We start from the raw sequence: 20,848 nt of genomic DNA on the forward strand, positions 1-20,848 counted from the left end.
CAGGACGTCCGCGTGACACCGGATCAGCTGTGGACACGGCTCGGTGCTCTTGACCAGATCTACCGCAAGGCGCCGATGCACGGCGACCTGCACGGCGAAAATGTCCGAGTCCGCAACGGCAACGCGATCCTCATCGACTTTGCGTCTGTCGCCTCCGGCCCCCTTACCGCCGACCTGGCGGCGCTGGAAACCTGGTTCGCATTCGAACTGCCCTCTGAAGAGGCGCGCGATGATTACGAGAACGCGAAGTGGCGCGCTGTGGTCGACAGGCTATACGCGCCGGCAAGCTTCCTGCACCCGCCAGATCCAAGCGACCCCACGTCGCCCTATTGCTGGATGGTCTCAGCGGTTCGCCAGATTCGTCGCCTCGGCATTGCGGTTCAATCCTGCTCAAGTTAGTACGAGGCCGCTGTTGCCGTCTATCCCGACACGCGGCGACTAGTCATCGAGGATGCCGGGCAGCGTACGATCTACAACACCGGCGATCACGTTATTTCGGGGATCGCCCAAGCGCAAAGTACGGATGCGACACTGACATTCCGCAGCCAGAACGGCCTTGTGCGGCTCTCGGAGCTGAAGAAGGTCGATGCCTAAGGTGTGGGCCCTATTAATGGGCTGCGGTGATGCTCGCGCCCCGCGCCATTCGCCGCAGCGCGAGGCGCCTAAAGACGTCCTTCTTCGCCTCTTTGCGTTTCCGCCGCCGCTCCGTCTGCGGCCCGTTCGAGCGCAACCATTTTCTTAACCAGTGCCAGCAGATCGCGCTTGGTGCCGTGCGGCAGAGACACGACCTGTTGCGCAAGTTCCATGGTGTCGCGGGCTTCCTCCGGTGTGCGGCCCCATAGATGCGGGGCAGCGCTGAACAGCATCTCCATCGGCATGAATCCGAGGATTTCGCACAGGTGGATCATCCTGGTTACGTGCATTTTTGAGAATGCGCGCTCATAGCGGCCATAAACCTGCATCGAAAGGCCAAGCAAGGGCGCGAGTTCGGCGCGAGTCAGATCCTTGTCTTCGCGAGCCTTGCGGATGAAGGCGGCAATTCTTTCATCGATCTCGCCGAGGGTTTTGATGGCTTCAAACCCTGGGCGGCGGAAAACAGGTTTATCGATCTCGGGATCGATCGTCTCAACCAATTCCATTTTGTTTTTATAGGCCTCCATATCCTTAGGCACGTCCTCTCCCTTCTTGCTTTTTTCCAGTCGCGGACAGGGCGACGACCTCAATCAAACATTCAAAACGGGATTGACCCAAGTACGCCCCGGCACTTCCTTGCACAGCGATTTTCCAGAAGCGGGAGTGAGGACAGCGCTCCGCTATTCGCAATAAGCAACCATCAGGGCCGTGCTGCGCTTGCCTTGCATGGTTTTTTCCAGCGGAAGCCTGCATTCATAACGCCCCTGATCTGGCGCGGGAATAGGCACTGCCCACTAAGAGAAAATCAGCGCGTCCTGGCTGCAACCATTCGCCAAGTACCCGGCTTCCCTCGAACACAGCTTCGACAAGTTTTTCCCCATCGACCCATCCCAGATGCGCCAGGAGTTCGCACGCGATCGAATCTTTGCCAAGACTAATACATCGCTCCACGGTAGCCGTCGATCCAGTCCCGTGCATTGAGATATCCCAATTGGATAAGCGAAACAGCTCGCCTTTGGCGTTTTCGTCAGATGGCCGGAGGGCCGCATCGAGAGCGGATTCCCTAAGTCCGTTCAATGGGGAAGCGACATTTGAGCCTTCACCCAAGTCGATGCTTTGGCGACCGACCCACGGTGCGGCATAGATGCCAATAAGGGTACCGATCGCAATCCCGAGCAGGAAGCTTCGACCGCTCACGGGTCAATAGCCGTTGTCTCGCAGAAACTGGTCGATGGCTGCCTTTATGACCACCGTCATCTTGATGTCGTTGTCGAAGGCGGCCTTTTGCAGTCGCATCTTCGTGTCATAGTCCAGCGGGCAATTGACGTAGTGCTTGGCTTCCCGCACGTGCGCCCGCTTCAGGTCGCGCAGACGGTATCGCCCTTCCTCCTGCACCAGAGCACGTTCGATCGCCTTGCTCTTGCGCTCTTCACCGCTCGGGTTAGGCAGACCGCGCCGCGGCCGTTCTCTTGTCGCATCCGTTTCTGAAACCGGCTGCGCTGTTGGTTCCCTTGAAGTCGTTCGCGCCTCTGGCTCTTTCGACACAGAGGCTGGTTCCATTGTGACCTTGGATGTGGCCGGTTTCGGCCGTCGGGGTGCGATCGGAAAGTCAGAGACGGACAGTTTGCCTGGTTTAGACATTTCCCACCTTTTCCCGGTTTGCTGCGAGATGGCGATCGAGCTCGGTCACAAACGCCGCGACCTCCGCGCGGCCCTTCATGACCGGGTCGGTCAGCTCGAGCATCTGCAAAGTGCCGAGGCCGTTACGGATTTCGCGGTAGCAATTGCGTTCGGTGAGCTCGGTATCCATCAACGTCGATTCATAGCCATTGTCGCGAAGATTGGCGATGAACGGACGGATCAGCCTGTAGGCCTCGAGAACGCGGCCCGGAAGGGCGATGCGCGTCACCACGCTGACGTGGGGAATAGTGCGCCCCTCCCTGTCGCCAATATCCGCCGTGATGGTGGCGGCTTCACCCGCCGCCTTAATTTCATCCTGGTTCGGCTGAATTGGCGTCAGCACCAGGTCGGAGTTGCGGATGATCGTATCGCGGATGACGCTGTCGATGCCCGGTGAGTCCATCAGGATTACGTCATAGACGCCGTGTTGTTCGGCAAGCACGGTTTCAATGCTTCGCTGCGTTGCCGCGCTGTGCAGCTCAATGTTGGCCGGAAGATTGTCCTTGGCCTCACATCGCTTCCACCATTCGGCGAGGTTCTGGCGCGGATCGGCGTCGATCAGAAGAACCTTCTTTCCCTGAATAGCGTACTCGCCGGCAACGAGGATAATGGCCGTCGTCTTCCCGGCGCCGCCTTTTCCGCTGATCGCGCAAATTCTTCGAGGCATGTCTGATCCCTCTTCTGACGCCCCCAAAGCCGAACGCGGCAGACCGTCGCCACGCTCATGGATCCTGTTGGGCAACTGCATTTCCAAACGAAGTGAATGCTTGCGTTCGCATGGCGTTTTTACACGATGCCATCACGCCTCACCATCCCAAGGTGTGATACTTCAATCACACCTTAAGTTTACATCGTAACGTCATGGCATGTGACCACATCGTGTGAACAGTCGTGTGAAACTGGAATGGTGCGCGCGCTGGCCGTTGAGCAAACCCTGGAGCCCTCGCCAGTCGACGCAATTTTCCCTCGTTTGGCCAAAGAGACCGTCAGCGCCGCCGCAGGCCTTGCCGCTCCCTTTGTGGTGAACCCCGGAGCCGCGCGAAGGCCGTCTGTGCCCCTCGCACGCAGCCGGCCAGGGCGAAGAGCGGAGCGTCCCTTGCGGGCGAGTACGAGGGGCACACAAAGGCCGACAAAGGGGTCCTGGAGGGTGAACCCTGGAGAGCGCTTTAACGTTTGATGGGCAGGGGCGAAGGCCCTGCTCATGGTCGCGATAAAGTCGAGCGAAGTGTGGGCCGCTCGAAAAGTTGGCTCTAATTTCACGTGGTGGAATTTCACGTGGCAGGATACGGAAAAATGTGCGACATTTTTCCAGACGATCGAGGAACAAGCCCTCGATGCCTGCCGCAAGCGCCAGAGAGAGGGGCCCAAGGCCAATGGACGACGCGAAATTCGAGGTCCGGCTCGAGCCGGACCGGAAGGGTCGAATGGTGCATGCCCGCGTCGGCGCGGACGAATATGCGGCGATCGAGAAGGCCGCAAAGGCGGCCGACATGACGGTTTCCGGGTTCTTCCGGTCGCTGATCATCGAGGGAGCGGGCGCTCGGCCATTCCTTACCGAGGAAGACCGCCTCGTGATGGCATTGTTGCTGGAGGACATGCGCGCGATCGGCGTGAACCTCAATCAGGTCGCGCGGGCGCTCAACAGCGGCAAAGGCGTTCATCCAAGCGAGGTCGACATCAATCTCGGGAACATGCAGCGCGTCCAGGCGGCCGTTATGACGGAGTTACGAGCGCTGGCGAAGCGCGCCGGCCATAAGCGGCGTGGGGAGGGGTAAGGCGTGGAAATCTTCTTCGGCGCCTTCACGAGCGAATGGGAGCAGCGCCGTGCGGCGTTGCTGCATGAACTGTCGCTTGGGCCAAAACGCCATTCGTCGGCCGAAGACGAAATGAAGCGTCGACTGAAGGCCCTGGCCGAGTTGGGCGGCGGTGGTGGTGCTGGTAGCGGTGGTGGCAGCCAGCCGAAAATGCGGCGGGCGTCCGCCAGGCCGATCTTCGCGGCCGAGACGCGGGCAGCAGCGGCGTCCCGCTCCATTGAAGCGCGGCTATCGGCGGTGGCCCAGGGCAGTCAGCCCGCGGTTGTCAAAATGGCATCCTATGGCAGTGGCGCGAGGGTTGGAGCAATGCTGAATTATGTCTCGCGCGGCGGCGAGCTCGCCGTCGAAAACGAGAACGGCGAGCGCATCGGTAGCCGCGAGGATCTGGCGCGGTTGCGGGGCGACTGGAACCATCTGTTCCAGAACCGCGCAGAGAGCCGCGATATCGGCAGCTTCACCGTAGAGATAGCGACTGCGGCGGTTTCGTCAGACGAGGCGATGCACGAGCTGGTCAGGAACAGTTTGACGAGCGCGTTCGGCGATCGACGCTATGCTTATGCGGTCACGCCCCAGCCCGGCGGCGCGCTGACGGTTCAAGGTGCGGTCGTGCTCAGAAGCGGGCAGGGCGAGCGGCTGAGTGGCGACGACAAGGCCGCCAGCATCATTCAGGCGCGATATGACGCCAGTGCGGCCGGGCAGGGTGTAGCTGCACGGTTCTCGTTCCAGGGCTACGGCAACGGTGTCGGGTTTGGCGCCAGCAAATTGCGGAGCCTGGTTGAACGTCATGACGGCAACGTTCGCGACGACCGCGGCCAAGTCATCGGTGACGAAAAACACGCTGGCGATCTGGTGCAAAAGGAATGGCGCGGTGATCTACACAGCCGCAAAAGCCGCGACGTGATGCACCTGATCATGTCGGCCCGGGCCGGCACGAATGTCGAGGCGTTTGAAAACGCTGCACGCGACTTCCTTGCTGAGCAGTTCGCCGGCCATCGCTATGTGTTTGCCATGCATGATCCGGCCAATGATCCGAAGGAAGAAGGCGAGGGGGGCAAGCGGCCACATGTCCATGCGCACGCGATCATCACCATGCGATCGGAATCGGGTGCTCGGATCGAGACGACCCCGCAGGTGTTTCGGGAGTGGCGGGCCACAATGGCGCAGAAGGCCCGGGCGCATGGAATCGCGATGGAGATGACCGATCGTCGCGAGTTCGCCAGTCCGCCCGCCTTTACCCGCAATCAGGTGAGGCCGGTGAGCAGGGAAGGGCGGACCGAGCACGTCGGGACCAGCGAGGCGGCACAGGGACGGTACGACGCCAAGCGGGGCGGGCGGCGCAGTCTGGCGAAGGCCGAAAGAAGCCGGGAGTATGCCATAAAGGCAACGCAAAGTTGGCAGGAAATCGCGCTCGCCAGCGGTGATCGGCGTGTTGTTGCTTATGCAGAACAGCAGCGAGATCATTTGACAGCAAGCCTTTCGGCAGGTCAGGCGGAAGCGAGCGTAAATGTCGTCCGTGCAGATTTCGGCTCCAAATTCCGCGCCAATCTGGTAACATTCCAGAAAGTCGTTTTGGAGGGTCAGGAAATGCGCGAGACAACGCGGGCAGAGTTTGAAGCCTATGAAAAGAAGGTCGAGACGGCCTTGTTCCGGCTGGAACGGAACGTCGGTCCGGACGAGCGAGACGACTTTGATGAAGTCGCGTCTGTTGCTCGCGATCATGTGAACGGCCGGCGCGAGCTTATGGAGCTTTACGAGATGAAGGGCCAGGCACAGGCGGAGCAGGGGACTGCGACCGAGCGAGACGAGCGTGGCGAGCGTCGAGACGATGCGAATGAACAGTGGGATGCGGCAGTCGCCAAACATGGTGAGGCGGTTGTCGAGGTGGCAAATGACATTCTTATGGACATCGAAACCAGTCGCGAGGGTTTGGATAGAATTGAGGCCGGTGAGCTTTCCAACGATCCAAGGGCATTGCGAGCTGATATTGAGCGCGGACTGGCTCGCGCGGCAGAGCTGGCCGTCCAGGGCAACACCTATATGCGCGAGGTAGCCGAGAAGGATCCGGAGCTCAAGCGCGCCATCGAGGCGGCAGAGCAGACCCAAGAGCGGCCGGCAGAAGAGCAGGGCAAAACCCCTGCCAATGTCGATGCCATGACCGAACAGCAGCGAGATCCTCGCCCCGAGGAGGCCGAGCGCCGGCCGGACGAACCGGCTCACGACCTGGCGTCGACCGTCGATGCTACAAATCGGCTGCAGGATAAGTTAAAGGACAAGGAGGCGGCACAACGCGGCGGTGAAACGACGCGGACCGATCCGGCGCAACAGCATATTCCTCGCCTCGAGGAGTTGGAGCGCGAGGAACTAGAAAGAAGGGAACGCGACCGCGACGACCGGGACCGTTAGTGGACCATGTTTAATCGACAGGATTACGTTTACCAGAGCAGCGACCCGAAGGGTGACGAGGGTTTTGGCAAGGTATTTGCTATCGTCATCTGTTTCGTTTTCTTCCTAGGTGCCCTGCAGGTTGGTTATGAAACGGTGTCTGGCTGGTACCAAAACTTCATGGAGTGGGGCAGCGAAATGCTGGCTTTTTTGGCCGGCTTTTGGCCGTTCTGGTAGTTGCGGTGCCCTGGCGCTCAAGTCTTATGCAAGGATAAGAAAATGGCAGACGAACCGAACCGGAATCCGACTGCTGACGAAATAGCCGGTATGCAGTGGTGGAATTCACTTACCCAGGCTGAGCGCGCTGACTGGCTGGCCCGGGCGGATTCGGCAGTGCCCGCCGAGGCTTGGGCAGCATATAAACGTCAAGGGCGGCTCACTTTACAGCCTGCTGCGGGGATCCACTAAACCGCCGGTGACTTCCGCCGCGATCGCAGCTGTAAAATTCAAACGACCGGTTTCGGACCCTAATGGGCCTTCAGCCAGAGAAATTGAACGCTAAGCCCTGACCCGAAGCTGACTTAAGCACGGCGCGACGTGAGGGACCACTTTGCGCCGCATCTTGATCATTCCGCTTACCGCAGCGACCTGCCCAAAAGCAGCCGTCCTGAGGCTGCCCCGTGATACGGCCACCTGACAGCTGCGGCAAGGTCGTATTTGGTGCGGCGGTGCCGGTGGGTTCGTCCGTGCGCAGGTTTTGCCGATGGGGCTCTCTTTGGTATGAATGTTCTGAATTTGCGGCGATCGGGCTTTCGGTGACCGGGCACAATCATCATTCCAACTGCACCTGCGGGTGGTGCGTGAACTACGGCGGGCGGCGCATCGACCGCTCGCAGGTGCTTGCCGATCTGCGCCGCCGCGACGCGGCCGCCCTGCTTGAGCGCAATGGCGTGCGGTCCCATAGCGCCTGCTATGTCAATCCCAACGCGCGCTGCCCGGTATGCGGCGACGCGGTGTTCTTCTATGCAAACCAGCACGGCAGCCGGGTCTATTTCGACGAGCTGGGGCAACCCTGGACCAAACATCCCTGCACCGACAATCCCCGGCACCGCATGTCCGCGGGGACAGGTCTGGAGGCTCCCCCCGTTAGGAGGCCGCGTGGGCTCGCGCAGGAGCTGGTCGCAGCCGCCAGGACCGCCGCGCTGTTCGGCCAAGCTGGGGGGGACGGCGCCGGCTGGCGCCTACTGATCGTCATCACCAGGGACATCAGGGGGGAGCGGCACGTCGTCGTGGCAGAGAGTCTCGACTCTGCCCCCGTGCGGGTGACGTTCTCATATCTTGCAGTCGCGCCGCTGATTGGCGTCGGTGATTTCGTGAGCATGAAAGGCGACCTCATCTCTTTCCTGAACCGGGACACGCTCGATCAAATCACGTTCAGGAACGGCGCGGCCCTCGGGCCTGTTGTGGAAGCCGCGCCGCCGCCTGCGGCTCCGCCGCGCGTAGCCGCCCCGAAGATACAAGGCCAGACGTCCCTTATCCGGCGCTCCATTGAAAGGGCCAGTACGCCTGAGATGACCGAGGCGGAAACCGGCCATTTCCATTCTACCCGAATCAATGTCGCCCAGCTCTGCGACCGGCTCGGGCCCGTGGTGAAATCCTATGCGCGGTTGGGCACGCGCAAGCCGCCAGATGTCGCAGCGCGGCTCAACAGGGACGGCCACAAAACTGCCGCCGGCGCGCCCTGGACGTCGCGCCTTGCGCGTTTCCTACTTGCGCTGGTCTTTTCCGATGCTTCAAGGCCGCGGGAGCACGACGCAGCGCAGCCGCGCCGTACCGCTTGCGAGGATCGTCCGCAACCGCCGGCCGTGCCTGCCGATCTCGCGGCACGCCTGTCAGCCTTGGGCCGTGTCATTGTGAAAAGAAAATAGGGACGGCTGCATCGATCGGGTATCGGCCTTGGTGTTTGTGTAAAAACAACGTCGTCTGTACGTGGCGACCTGAGAACCAGGAACTCGACGATATTTGCTACGGACGCCAGAAGTTGCCGGTTCCGCTTCCGACCCTTCTCGTCGAGTGGCAGCCGGACAGGAACGCGCCGCTTCTCCGCCGTTCAGTAGGCGCGACGCTTATCCTGGAAAGCTGCTGTTCAGGAGTTAAAAAACGAACGGCATCTCAATCGATGCCAGACGCGATACCGTGGCTGGCATCTTGCTATTGATTGTCGCGGCCCCTTGGAACGCGCATAATTTTCCGCTGCATTGCTTCATAGGGAGAAATGCGACCAACCTCTTCAGGCCCCACACCTCTTGCCGCGATAATCCGCGATATCACCCGAAGCCGTCGGAAGCATCGCAGCGTTTGCCATGAGACAACCCGCGGGGTAATACCCGCAATCTGGCAAGGGAGCCGCTGCGCGCCCCCGTTGCGTCCCCCAAGCCTTGGCGTGAACTTCGGCATCGACGCTTGTCCCCCCAGCCAAGGATTCGCCGATTCATCGCGCCTGGGTAAGGCCGCTGCGCCCACCCAAGACCCATCCAAGCCACCGTCCAGCCTTGGATCGCACCAAGGGCATGTACTGCCCCGCTGACCCGCACCAGGCCGTCGAGCCTGGAAACGACCGAAAGGGTCTTCGAACCCTCTGCACACGTGCCAACCCTCAAGCCGGATTGGATGCGCGCCAGCGGCACGCTGGATCGAACCAAGACAAATGGCAACATTTTGTTCTATGCTTCGTTAGGCGGTCAGCAGAGGCCAGCCAGACTTTTGGGGGGATCGTGACGGACTGGGAAAAGAGACGAAGCGGCTGGCAGCAGCAACCGGAGGACGCACGAACAGCGTTCGATGTAGACTATGCTCGGATTGTTCACTCTGGGTCGTTTCGTCGGCTTCAGGGCAAGACACAGACACTTAATCTTGGTGACAGCGACTTCTATCGAACACGCCTAACCCATTCTCTTGAAGTCGCACAAATCGCCAACAGCATTGTTCGCCAACTCGGGACTTTAACCGCGCATAAAGCGCACGAGTATCTTCCGCCGGTCAGCCTAATTCAGGCAATCGGTTTTGCCCATGATCTTGGGCATCCCCCGTTTGGACATGGCGGGGAAGTAGCGCTCAACTACTGCATGCGAGGCAATGGAGGTTTTGAGGGCAATGGGCATACGCTCAGGATTCTGTCGCGGCTGGAAAATTTCTCCGCGTCACATGGGGCGGACTTGGCAAGGCGGAGCCTTCTGGGAGTCCTGAAATATCCTGTCAACTTCACAGCGGCCTCAAACCCAGCAATTGTGCCGGACATCGACAAGCGTCCCACATCGATCCGCGTCATTGATCGAAAGAAATCGAAGCCTCCAAAATGCTACCTAAATACCGAAGACGATGTAGTCGCTTGGGTTCTGGAACTTATGAGCCACCAGGACCGGTCGATATTCCAGAGTGTTCAGAAGCAGCCCGACAAACATTCGACGCCACTGTATAAATCGTTTGATTGCAGCATAATGGATATTGCCGACGATATCGCGTATGGAGTTCACGATTTGGAAGATGCCATTGCACTTGCCCTCGTAAGCGAGCGGGACTTCAGAGCATTTGTAGACGAAACAAAATGCTCGACCTTTCTTGATTCGCTGAAAAAGAAGTACCCGGATGAAAGTAAAAATAACGTCTACGGTACGTTCGTAGAGGGTCTATTTGGCGACGGTAAATCGCGGAAACACTACATAAGCCGTCTGGTTCACCATTTTATTACCAGTATATCCATTGTGGAGCTTGCACAGTTCAGCGAGCCGCTCATCCGATATAAGGCGGTTATGTCAGAAGCGCACAGGGGATTTCTCGATGCCCTCCAGGACCTGGTAGTAGAAAAGGTTATCCGTAGCCCGAATGTCCAACACCTGGAATTCAAAGGGCAGAAGATGGTGGTATCGGTGTTTGAGGCGTTGGAAGTCGACCCGAAATCGCTTCTGCCGTACGACGCGTTTTCGGCCTATGAAGCATCAGGAAACGATAGCCGAATCATATGCGATCACGTGGCAGGAATGACAGATTCTTTCCTTCTCAAAACTTATGATCGCTTGTTTAGTCCTCGAATGGGCTCCGTTTTCGACAAGCACTGATCCGGTGCAAATGATACGCAAGTTCAGGGCATTCATACTGTCGCGTGTCATAGTTTGGTGAAAAATCGGTTAGGCAGATTTTATAACAACACCCTATGACGACACTGGATCGTTTGTTCGTTTACAAGCCATAGAACACTGGAATAGCATTCCAGTGTTGAAAATTGAAATGAGCGGGTGGAATCTAAATGTTAATAGCGCAGCCAAAGAGAGAGCTTGGGAAGAGCAAATTCTCGATGTACCTGCGTACTAAATGCGACCGGGAATTATACCTTTCGCTTTTTTCGAGTAATGAGGCCGCCTTGAAGAGCGCGGGAATACCGATACCACTGAAATCCAGACCAGGTGTTCAGCTCATTACGCAGTCAGGTATTGAATTCGAATACGCTCAATTCGATATTCTGATCGCCAGACTTCCTAATAACGTCATTCACAATAAAAATGGGCGCGGTAACGTCGATCTTGTAACCGCGCTGAAGGTGGCGCAACCGCAAACTTTGATTCTTCAACCTCAAATTGAGCCTGAAGATTTTCGAGATACCGCATTTGCAAATCTCGGTGTAGCCGATAACGCCAAGTCGTTTATTCCAAGATTGAAGGGCCTTAGGCCCGATGTCCTCTACGTCGCCGAACCTGGATCGGCTGAGTACGAAATTCTGCCTGATGGATCGCGCCTAAGGGTTGATCCACAGGATTGGCGACTTCCTATAAGCGTCATTGATTTGAAGAACATCACCGAGGCTAATGCCAGTTACTCCGCCGAGGTGTGTTTGTATGCGTTTTTTCTGGCGAATTGGTTGCAGGAGCAAGATACAGCGATTTCGTCGAAGTTCTTTGTTTGCGATTTAGTCTATCTTTGGCGTCACGTCGAAATGCCTAGGTTCAACAAAATCATGTCGACCAAGGACGGCGGTGATCATTCCAAGCGGATCGTGGCCCTCTTGGACGACTTAGGAGATGGGCTCGTCAACTACCTCGTCTACATGCCCAGCGTGCGCAAATTCTTCGTTGAGGATGTCCCGCGTGTCGTCAGGAGGGGCGACGAGATGGGATGGCAAGCGGTCGAGTATCACGTAAATCCACGTTGTGGTTCATGTGACTGGCTCGGGAACAAAAGCTGGCTTTCGGTCACCGACCTGCCAATCTTTACGGCCAGTCCGAATAACTACTGTTTTCAAAACGCGGAGGCATCTGACCACCTGTCGAAAATGCCGACGTTAAGTAAGGGCGCCGCGCGGGTTTTAGATTTTGGAGGGCATAAGAAAGTTGCCGACCTAGTAGGGATGGCATCGGACGCCTCGTCACTTAAGAAGCATGCCCTACTCAAGAGGGATCGAAATCAGATTGGTGCCCGCGCTGGAGCCTTGGTCAACAATTCAGTCACTGTCGATCAGGTCTCTAAGGTGGGCGTCCTGGCGCGGTCTTGGAATGCCGAATACGACGTTGTTGTTAATTTCGACGCAGGCTCCGGACTCCTAACCGGTATAGCCATTCGCGGTATTCTGTCGGCACCATATGGCAAGTCATTTGACGCTGCTGGGCAGCCTCAGAAATCGCTCGACTTCCTCGGTGAAGCGGCTTTCGTCGTGCCGCAAGACAACGCAACGGCGGAATGGTCGGCAGTTCTCGCTTTCCTCGATCAATTGGCTGAATGGATCGAGAAAGCGGACCAGATATTTGCTTCCAAAGGATGGGGCAAGGTACATACCCAAGTCTGCCTATGGGAGCCTCGACAATACGAAGAGTTGTGCAACGCCTTTGGGCGCCAACTTCTGCGAATTTTAGATTTGTCTGGGAAGACTCAGCGCGCGCTGGCGTGGGTCTTTCCTGCTGAAAAGCTGATGGAGCGGGAAGACGAAATATGTCCCAGCATCGTAGTTATCCGTGACGTTATCAACTCATCAGTGCTTTTGCCTCAGCGCTTCGCAACGACGCTCTTCGGGACGGCAGAACACTATCACCATCCGAAGCTAGAACCCCGCAATGTCGACAAATATTATGTGGAACCGCTCGGAAACGCGATTCCACGAGAGCGAATTTTCGACATCTGGAAGTCACCGACGGGTACCGTCCGGATTTTCGGTAAAGACGTGAGCATCGCAGAAGCGATTCAGCGGTACGGATCAGTGCTGAAAGCGCAGACGTTCGCACTTGGGTCGATCACGGCAAGGCTGCGAAATGATCTGAAGGGAGTTCTCGAAGGGAGTGCTCCGGCACTCAGCACGAGTATTCCTGGTGGGATGAACGGTGTGGCGCATGATTCTAAGCTCTGGAACCAGTGGTCCCAAGTTTCGACAGCAGCGGATGAGACGAACGCTCAACTAGCCTTGATCACCCGTCCTGAGTGGTTGGAGGCTTCCTATAAAGCCATCGTTTTAGAGTCACTCATCGGCAGCAATGGCAATAATACGTATACGTTCAAAGTCAGCGAAGAGTCGACCGAGGCGAAAATCGAAGAGGGCGACTCATTCTGCACAATCGGGATCGCGGGCCGGCCGGGTTTCCCTCTCCAGACAGCAAAGTCTCTCGGCCTCAATGTCGATGAGTCCACCACTGGGTATTGGTCGCGAATGTATAGCGTGATCGCTGTAAAGCTTGAGGTATTCGACCGTGCTGCAAGGACCGCGGTCGTTTCATTTCGAGCACGGTCCTCTTGGGTGCAGGATGTCTTCGACGCTGTGATTGCTGAAGACGTGATTCCGATTGGCAAGGAGCCGATCTACATCATGGATGGTATGCCGTACGACGATTCCCGCATCACGAAGGACCTTTTGGCGGCAATTGGAAATCCGAAGTGCGCGAAAACGGCGCCAGAGGCGCTAGAGGCAATGGGAAAGTCAGCTGCAAAAAAAATTGCGGCTGGAACCGACGATGACACTCCTGTCGCTCGCGTCCTTTGGGCGGCAGACAAACTTAGCGTCGCGCCGGTTCGTACTACCGCCGAGGCGACCACTTTGGCGATTTTTGCCAAAACTGCCAACTCTCACGAATTGAACTCCAGTCAGTTTGCAGCCGTCGAATCATTCGCCGCTTCGCAGCTTTCTATCGTCTGGGGGCCGCCAGGTACGGGAAAGACCGATACCTTGGCCGCCTTCCTTCACGGTGTTGTTCGGGAACAAAAGCAGCGAAAGATTCTGCTCACCGGACCCAATTATCGAACTGTCGAGGAGCTCGCCGGTCGGCTCGCCGCAAACCTGAAAAATGATTCAAATGCGATCTGCGACTTTTGTTGGGTCTATTCGAAGAATCGTGATCCGAAGGAGGTGGCTCCGATTGGGGTTCATGTTGATTTGCGATCATTCAAACTCACGCCCGGATCGAGCGATGTTCTAGCTATGGTTCAGGGCGCCCAAGACGCGTCGCGAACAACGATCATCGCCACCACTGCCCACATCGTGAATCAAATTGTCGAGCAGATCGGGACCACAGGTGATAAAATCGATGGGGTATTCGACCTCATTGTCCTCGATGAGAGTTCACAAATTCCGGTCACACTTGCACTACGCCCGCTCTGTGCCCTACGAGAGGATGGGCAATTAGTCATCGCTGGCGATCACCTGCAGATGCCACCTATCCACAGCCTTGAACCGCCGGTTGGGGCAGAGCACTTGGTATCGAGCATTCAGACGTATCTCATCAAGCGTTTTCAGGTGCCACGGCAGGAACTGCTCATCAACTACCGATCAAACCAAGATCTCGTCGAATACGCTAAGACCCTTGGCTATCCACCCAAACTAAGTGCATTCAGCGCTAAGAAGGATGTTTACCAGCTCCAGCCACTGGACGAGGTAATTGCAACGCTGCCTTCAGGAATTCCGATCACGGATGCGTACAAGACCCTGCTCGACCCCGTGAAGCGAGTCGCAACGCTCATTCACGACGATCCAACTTCGTCGCAGGCTAATGATGTGGAGGCCGGACTTGTAGCGGGTCTTGCATACTGTGCTCGTCACGCGATGGCGAAAGAATTGGATGTTGGGGACGGACAACCCAAGACACCTTTTGACGATGATACATTTTTCGACTTCGGTATTGGAATTGTCACGCCGCATAAGGCCCAAAAGGCGCTTGTCGTGCGTGCGCTTCTAACTCTTTTCCCCAACGCGAATTCCCAGAAAGTCTACGATGCTGTCGACACAGTCGAACGGTTTCAGGGTGGGGAAAGGCAGATGATTATCGTATCGTTTGGCGTTGGTGACACGGACATCATTGAGGGTGAAGAGGCGTTCCTGTTGCAGATGGAACGGACAAATGTTGCTGTGTCGCGTGCGATGGCGAAATGCATTGTCCTCATGCCAAAGTCGCTAGCGTATCACCTTCCTGGTGACAAAAAAGCCGCCGAGGCCTCCGTCGCGATCAAGTCCTATGTGGAAGAATTCTGCAGGAACCGGGCTTCATCAACCATCGAGTTTGACGGTACAATCCGCGACGCAGACGTGCGTTGGCACTAGACGGCCACGGCGTGAAAATCGAACTCTTCGGCGGCACTGGAATCACTTTTCATTTGTTCAGCCTGACGTTTGCCCTCGCTGGCAGTTCGAGCCCGCCGAGTATAAAGAAGCTTCCATCCCCCAGATTCTTCCAAAGATGCGCGCAGCAGTTGGCGCGCATCGCTCTTGATAGAAGGAATTGTCCCAAACCGCACGTAAAGATCAATCCCGTCGGTTGCACTCTTCTTGAGGTGGGTCCAAACGCGCGCGAGGTCGCGAACAAAGTCATCGTGACTTGAATGCCGAATTTGAATATCCGTATTGTAGTCCACGTCGTCAGGGCCGCCCAGAAACCAATTTCTTAGCCATTGATCCTGTACGTAGGTTCTCATCCCATAGTATGGCGGTGACGTGACGGCCAGAATTGACCCCTTAATATTGCGATATGGAGCGGAAAAACGGGCGTCCACGCACCGTATGCGCTCAAAGCTTCCCACGGTCGGCGAGTTTAAATCAGGTATCCTTTCAATCTTTCGTCTAATCACGTCTAGTACCGACACTTTTGGCGCGACGAGTTCTTTTTTTTTCCAAAACCGGACCGAATAGTCGGGCTTTGACGCGAATGTTCGAGGCATTTGATTGGAAAAATAACCCGATCGAGCAAGGTCGCTGGCGCGAGGACCGTGCAAACAGCCCAGCGCCGCTGCTCGGAGCAGGGCAGACTCGTCAGTCTCCTTGTCGAGTCTGAGTAGTCCTTCGCGTAGGCTGCACAACTGTCGCAACGTCGAATTCGAATAGGCCTTTTGGAAGAAAGGTGAATCGGGAATGTTACGTGGCTCGGTCTCCAGCAACTCGGTCGCCAGCATCAAAATATCGCCAGATGATGCACTGGCCAGTTTAGCTTTGGCGATTGCAACGGCTATCGGAGAAGTGTCAAACCCATATGACCGAAGACCACCTTTTCGAGCTGCATAAATGGTCGTCCCCCGACCACAAAATGGGTCGACGACGACGGGGTTATACTTTTTATGCTTCTTGATGATCTGGAGAGGATACTCAAGTGGAAACATCGTAAAGTATGGGCATATGGCGTTTAACGCAAAGTCCCTATTGTAAGCGAGCGGTGATCGCATTCTTTATCTTTGCAAATTCCAAAAAAGTTAAAACTAAAGACCGATATTATCTCGTAAGTTCGCGCTTATTGCAATGATCAAAAGGCGCGGCGCTGCGGCCTGATGCCCTGGAGTTGTATGTCTGACGCGCGGTTCGTAGCTGGGGCCTTGCCTCCGGCGCGCTTCAAGAGCCTTTCGTCCAACTTCAGTCGCTTCGCTCCTTGCAGTCGGTCTCCGCAAAGGCTTTTCCGCTTGCCACCCATTCTCGTAGAAGGACAGAGGTCAGTAGTTTTGCTTGATCACATTCGCGACGATTGCTTTCGCGAGATTGCCATTCAATAGCAGACAGTCCGCTCCCGTGAAACTACGGTCATTCAATGCCTTGTCCCTAAGAGCCTGACTCGAAACTCGGTTAAGTGCGAGGCGGAGCTGCGCTTCGACGCAGCATGAGGCGGATGGAGGCGATGAATATCCATGCCTCGGCGCTGGCGATAGTCGCCTCGAAATCCTTGGCGAGCCGGCGACAACGTCCCAGCCAGGCGAAAGTTCGCTCGACGACCCATCGTCGCGGCAGCACCTCAAAGCCCTTGGCCGTGTCGGAGCGCTTGATGATTTCGATGGTCCATGTGCCGAGATTGGCAAGAGCCTGCGACAGTTTTTCTCCGGCATAGCCGCCGTCGGCGAACAATGGCGCAACCAGGGGTAAAGCCGTCGAATGGAGGCGATGACGCCGACTGCCCCATCCCTGTCCTGGATGTCGGCCGTATGCACCGTCAGCCCGACCAAGTGCCCCTCGGTATCGGTGATGATATGGCGCTTGCGGCCTTTGACCTTCTTGCCGGCGTCGTAACCGCGCAAACCGGCAACGTCCGTGGTTTTTGCCGATTGGCTGTCGATGACACCAGCGCTCGGGCTCGCCTCGCGACCAAGCGCCAGGCGTGCCGCAGCCACCAAGTGGAAGTTGATGGTCTTCCACAGCCCGTTGTCCCGCCAGGCATAGAAATAGCGTTGAACCGTCGAAACCGGCGGGAACCGGTCTGGCAATGCCCGCCACTGGCAGCCGGTCCAGGCGATGTAGAAAAGCGCGTCCACGACCGCCCGAAGTTCTGTCGTCCGCGGTCGTCCCGTTGTCTTCGTTCCCGGCAGGAACGGCTCGATCAACGCCCATTCCCTGTCAGTCAACGCGTTTGCATCTCGCTGTCCCGCGCGGCAATATCGCCGGCGGGTGGTCTCCGTCCAACCCATGTTGCGATCCCGTTCAAGTCTATCAACTCAAGCGAATCACAACGGACGGGGCCACTCAACTGCGTCAACGCCCAACCCCTACGGGTGAAAGCCTGACATTTGGTGCCCGCTTGGAACGTCGCAGAACGACCCCTTGCAAACCTCTTGACCTACCGAGGAAGTCTTATTCTGCGACCTGCTCAAGGCACGAAACCCTCGGCGATACGGGATCGATAATGTCAGATATTGAAATTTTGTCCGCTCGAACGATCACCAGAGCATTCGCGCCGGACGACGCTCCCGAGGTCTTTGCCTGTATCTCCCAGGAGATCACACAATTTATGGCGTGGGAACCCCCGCCCACTTTGGAAGACTTCGAGAGTGTTTGGCGAACTTGGCTCCCCTTGATTGAAAACCGGCAGGATCTTCATATGGTGGCTCGCGACCGAAAAGACGGTCGGTGCCTTGGAATTGTCGGCACACATGCGCTGCAGTCCGGACGGCCAGAGCTAGGGATTTGGCTTCGTCGCGACGTTCATGGAATGGGATATGGCCGCGAATTGATTGGTTCGGTCGTAGTTTGGGTAAGTATGCACGTTCCCGTCGAGTACTTCGAATATCCGGTTGCTGAAGAGAACCTTGCAAGCAGACGGATTGCCGAGGCATTTGGCGGCCGAATTATGGGGCGACGGACCAATCCAAAATACCGCTCGGTCGTCTATCACATCCCGCCTGTCGTGTGAGGTGGACGACAACTCCCCCCACCCATGGCGGCTGTTGTCTTCGGGTACCGAGTGTCGGTAGTTTCGGGTCAGGCTCTAAGGGGCCGCTCATGGCGCTACTTGCTCGTTCCCGTCGATGAGACGAATGGCAACATTTGCGACCCGTTGCGGACGCTCGATCGCAGAAGGCGTACGGTGGAGTTTGACCAATCCGGCCATTGCCGTTGGGAGGCACGAAGGTCTTGGAAGACCGAAGGCGGGATTGGGGTCTCCCGCCGCAGGAGGCAAGTGAGATGGGTATGGCGTGATCGCGGAAGATGGCCCGGAGCACGGCACCGGCTTCTCCGGAAATCGCTTGCTAGTAGCGCCAACCTTGCTTGAATTCGTCAATGAACCATCGCTCGACGTCGTCCCGCACCGAAGTACTGCTTCGGAATTTCAAGTGGTCCGGCGACTTCTGCTCAAGCCAAGAAAAGAAGTCGGAAAATCTTGGATTCTCTGGCTGATGAGGAAGCCCACGCTCTTCAGCCCATTTTGTGCAAAAGTAGCGAACACCCTGTCTGCTTCATCCTTGGTCATGAGCGATGATGACAGGTGATCACCCGAAGGCAAGTGTTCTGCTCCGACACAAAAGCAAGGCACCGACGACGACGGTCCGTCTGAATGGCACGTATGACAGGGTGGGTTCAACCGGTCACTGCAACACCTTGTGGAGCCTATCGGCGGGTGTTTCGAAGTCCAGGGTTTTTCGGGGGCGCTGATTGAGCCGCAGGGCGACGCTGTCGAGTTGGGCCTGCGGGACCTGCGAGAAGTTGGTTGTTCTGGGGAAGTACTGCCTGAGCAGGCCGTTGGTATTTTCGTTGCTGCCTCGTTGCCAGGGACTGCGCGGGTCGCAGAAGTAGACCTGGAGATCGGTTGCGACGGTGAAGCTCTTATGACGAGCCATCTCCTTGCCTTGGTCCCATGTCAACGAGCGCCGCAGCTCTTGGGGCAATGTGCCGATTTTCTCGGCGAGGGCCGCCACGACAGTCGCTGAGTCCCTTCTGGCCAACTTCACAAGCATCGTGAACCGGCTGTGTCGCTCGACCAGGGTGACGATGTTCGTGTCGTTTGCTCCGGTGAGCAGATCACCCTCCCAATGACCTGGGATGGCACGATCCTCTGCCTCGGCGGGACGCTCGCGGATGGAGACCATATCGAGGATTTGTCCTTGCCCCGTCCGGCTCTGTGCGCCTTTGGCGAGACGCATTTGCCGTTTGGTGCGCAGATGCGCTGTCAATTCCTTCTTGAGCACCCCGCGCGACTGGATGAACAGACTGCGATAGATGGCTTCATGAGATATGCGCATGTCTGGATCGCCAGGGTACTCTCGCCTCAGCCAGCCCGCTATCTGCTCGGGCGACCATTCCAGCGCCAGCTTATGCGCCACCAGCCATCGTAGCCGTCCAGAGCATGCCAGGCGACATTGCTTCGGGCGAAGCGCGCGCTGCCAAGCCTGCTTGTCGGCTCGGGTTGCTCGATACGCTTGGGCACCGCCATTGCGCGAGATCTCGCGACTGATCGTTGATGGGGATCGCCCCAGACTTCGTGCAATAGCGCGGATGGCAAGACCTGCCGCAATCCCGCGAGAGATCTCTTCGCGCTCCCCAGCTCGAGCGCCGAGGCCGCTCTACGCCTTGCTGACGGAGCAATGCCGCCGTGTAAGGATACGATCCGCTGAACGCCGCCCTTGGTCCGGCGGTCTAGTGCCCGCGAGATCGATGAAATGCTCTGACCCTGCTTCCACCGCTCCCAAAGCTCGGCCTTCTGCTCCGGGGTACACCAGATCCGTGACGTCACCATGCGACACCTCCCAATCCTCTCAGATTAAAGGTGTTGCGGTGACCGGTTGAACCCACCCAGCCATCCGCGTCGCCACGTCCCGCCGATCAAATTTGTGACGGCAATTGAGAGCGACAACCCGCCGAGCTTTACAGCCAAAAAGGAAAGTCGGCGGCCCATCTTTCAATGAGCATTGCCTGAACCCGCCGACTTGCGGATTGCCAGTGGCCCCGCGATTCGCAGCTTTGCCGAAACGAAGGCGTGCCGTCTAGCAATGTAGGCGTGTAGAGTTCCAGGTGCGGAAGTTTTTCAAGACTCTGCCTTAAACCGCAGCGGCCGGCCGACGATCCCGAGTATTCCATTCTGTGGACCCGCTTCTTGCGCGATCCGACTTTCCGCCATACGAAAGCGGAATAGCTATAGGAGTTGATGAATGACCGAAGAGAACAATCGCCAGAACGCGGAATTGATGGAATTGACCGCGGATATTGTCGCGGCGTTTGTCCAAAATAACGCAGTACCCGTAGCAGTCCTGCCCGATCTTATTTCTTCGGTGAATTCCGCTCTCGTTGGCCTAGTCAAGCCAGCTGTAGTTGAGCAGCCAACACAGACCCCGGCGGTCAATCCGAAAAAATCCGTGTTTCCCGACCATATCATTTCCTTGGAAGATGGGCGCAAGTTCAAGTCGATGAAACGGCACTTGGGCTTGCTTGGCATGACGCCTGACGAGTATCGAGCCAAGTGGGGGTTGGCGCGGGACTACCCTATGGTGGCACCAAGCTACGCTGCGCAACGGTCAGAGATGGCGAAGTCTATCGGACTTGGTCGCAAGGCGAGCGCAAAAATGCCCACCAAGAAGGCGCCAGCCAAGAAGGCACCAGCCAAGCGGGTGAAGGCCTAAGAAGACCCTGCCTC

Annotated in this window: 15 protein-coding genes and 2 pseudogenes; 10 read left to right on the top strand and 7 right to left on the bottom strand. The window is 57.2% G+C overall.

The window, feature by feature from the left end:
* The first annotated feature begins 12 nt into the window (after positions 1–12).
* Positions 13–399 (top strand): phosphotransferase, encoded by a 387-nt coding sequence (locus NKJ90_RS19240; protein ID WP_352486505.1) that lies wholly within the window; start codon positions 13–15, stop codon positions 397–399.
* Between the two features lie 263 nt (positions 400–662).
* Here NKJ90_RS19240 and NKJ90_RS19245 read toward each other — a convergent pair whose 3' ends face one another.
* The 4 genes from NKJ90_RS19245 to NKJ90_RS19260 form a co-directional block, all read right to left on the bottom strand.
* Complete coding sequence (locus NKJ90_RS19245; RefSeq protein WP_352486609.1) at positions 663–1,160, bottom strand: helix-turn-helix transcriptional regulator; 498 nt, start codon at positions 1,158–1,160, stop codon at positions 663–665.
* Between the two features lie 226 nt (positions 1,161–1,386).
* The gene (locus NKJ90_RS19250) at positions 1,387–1,830 is read right to left on the bottom strand and encodes a hypothetical protein (RefSeq protein WP_352486506.1); all 444 of its coding nucleotides are present in this window, start codon (positions 1,828–1,830) and stop codon (positions 1,387–1,389) included.
* A gap of 3 nt (positions 1,831–1,833) precedes the next feature.
* Complete coding sequence (locus tag NKJ90_RS19255) at positions 1,834–2,178, bottom strand: hypothetical protein (protein WP_352486508.1); 345 nt, start codon at positions 2,176–2,178, stop codon at positions 1,834–1,836.
* A gap of 88 nt (positions 2,179–2,266) precedes the next feature.
* Positions 2,267–2,980 (bottom strand): ParA family protein, encoded by a 714-nt coding sequence (locus NKJ90_RS19260; RefSeq protein ID WP_352486611.1) that lies wholly within the window; start codon positions 2,978–2,980, stop codon positions 2,267–2,269.
* Between the two features lie 706 nt (positions 2,981–3,686).
* Between NKJ90_RS19260 and NKJ90_RS19265 the strand changes: the two genes are divergently transcribed.
* The 6 genes from NKJ90_RS19265 (at position 3,687) to NKJ90_RS19290 (ending at position 15,075) form a co-directional block, all read left to right on the top strand.
* Positions 3,687–4,088, top strand: a complete 402-nt coding sequence (locus NKJ90_RS19265) for a MobC family plasmid mobilization relaxosome protein (RefSeq protein ID WP_352486509.1) — start codon at positions 3,687–3,689, stop codon at positions 4,086–4,088.
* A 3-nt stretch (positions 4,089–4,091) separates the two neighbouring features.
* The gene (locus NKJ90_RS19270; RefSeq protein ID WP_352486510.1) at positions 4,092–6,530 is read left to right on the top strand and encodes a relaxase/mobilization nuclease domain-containing protein; all 2,439 of its coding nucleotides are present in this window, start codon (positions 4,092–4,094) and stop codon (positions 6,528–6,530) included.
* A gap of 6 nt (positions 6,531–6,536) precedes the next feature.
* Complete coding sequence (locus NKJ90_RS19275; protein ID WP_352486512.1) at positions 6,537–6,746, top strand: hypothetical protein; 210 nt, start codon at positions 6,537–6,539, stop codon at positions 6,744–6,746.
* 623 nt (positions 6,747–7,369) lie between these two features.
* Positions 7,370–8,437, top strand: a complete 1,068-nt coding sequence (locus NKJ90_RS19280) for a hypothetical protein (protein ID WP_352486513.1) — start codon at positions 7,370–7,372, stop codon at positions 8,435–8,437.
* Between the two features lie 846 nt (positions 8,438–9,283).
* Entirely contained in the window at positions 9,284–10,624 is a 1,341-nt protein-coding gene (locus NKJ90_RS19285; protein ID WP_352486514.1) for an anti-phage deoxyguanosine triphosphatase, read from the top strand.
* A 236-nt stretch (positions 10,625–10,860) separates the two neighbouring features.
* Positions 10,861–15,075: a DEAD/DEAH box helicase gene (locus NKJ90_RS19290; RefSeq protein ID WP_352486515.1), complete on the top strand. Its 4,215-nt coding sequence runs from the start codon at positions 10,861–10,863 to the stop codon at positions 15,073–15,075.
* Here the strand turns inward: NKJ90_RS19290 and NKJ90_RS19295 are convergent.
* Both NKJ90_RS19295 and NKJ90_RS19300 read right to left on the bottom strand, forming a co-directional pair.
* Positions 15,072–16,124, bottom strand: coding sequence for a DNA methyltransferase (locus NKJ90_RS19295; RefSeq protein WP_352486516.1), 1,053 nt, complete (start codon positions 16,122–16,124; stop codon positions 15,072–15,074). The two genes, NKJ90_RS19290 and NKJ90_RS19295, sit on opposite strands and share 4 nt — an antisense overlap.
* Before the next feature lie 541 nt (positions 16,125–16,665).
* Positions 16,666–17,411: pseudogene (locus tag NKJ90_RS19300) on the bottom strand (IS5 family transposase); the annotation flags it as partial.
* Positions 17,412–17,626: 215 nt separating this feature from the next.
* Here NKJ90_RS19300 and NKJ90_RS19305 point away from each other — a divergent pair.
* Positions 17,627–18,133: a GNAT family N-acetyltransferase gene (locus NKJ90_RS19305; RefSeq protein WP_352486517.1), complete on the top strand. Its 507-nt coding sequence runs from the start codon at positions 17,627–17,629 to the stop codon at positions 18,131–18,133.
* Positions 18,134–18,416: 283 nt separating this feature from the next.
* Complete coding sequence (locus NKJ90_RS19310; protein WP_352486519.1) at positions 18,417–18,710, top strand: hypothetical protein; 294 nt, start codon at positions 18,417–18,419, stop codon at positions 18,708–18,710.
* Positions 18,711–18,798: 88 nt separating this feature from the next.
* Here NKJ90_RS19310 and NKJ90_RS19315 read toward each other — a convergent pair.
* Positions 18,799–19,954 (bottom strand): annotated as a pseudogene (locus NKJ90_RS19315) (IS30 family transposase).
* Positions 19,955–20,366: 412 nt separating this feature from the next.
* On the opposite strand from NKJ90_RS19315, the gene NKJ90_RS19320 reads away from it, so the two are divergent.
* Positions 20,367–20,834 (top strand): Ros/MucR family transcriptional regulator, encoded by a 468-nt coding sequence (locus NKJ90_RS19320; RefSeq protein WP_352486521.1) that lies wholly within the window; start codon positions 20,367–20,369, stop codon positions 20,832–20,834.
* The last annotated feature ends 14 nt before the right edge of the window (positions 20,835–20,848 follow it).

The sequence above is a fragment of the Mesorhizobium sp. M0051 genome (genome assembly GCF_040323235.1).
GTDB lineage: Bacteria > Pseudomonadota > Alphaproteobacteria > Rhizobiales > Rhizobiaceae > Mesorhizobium.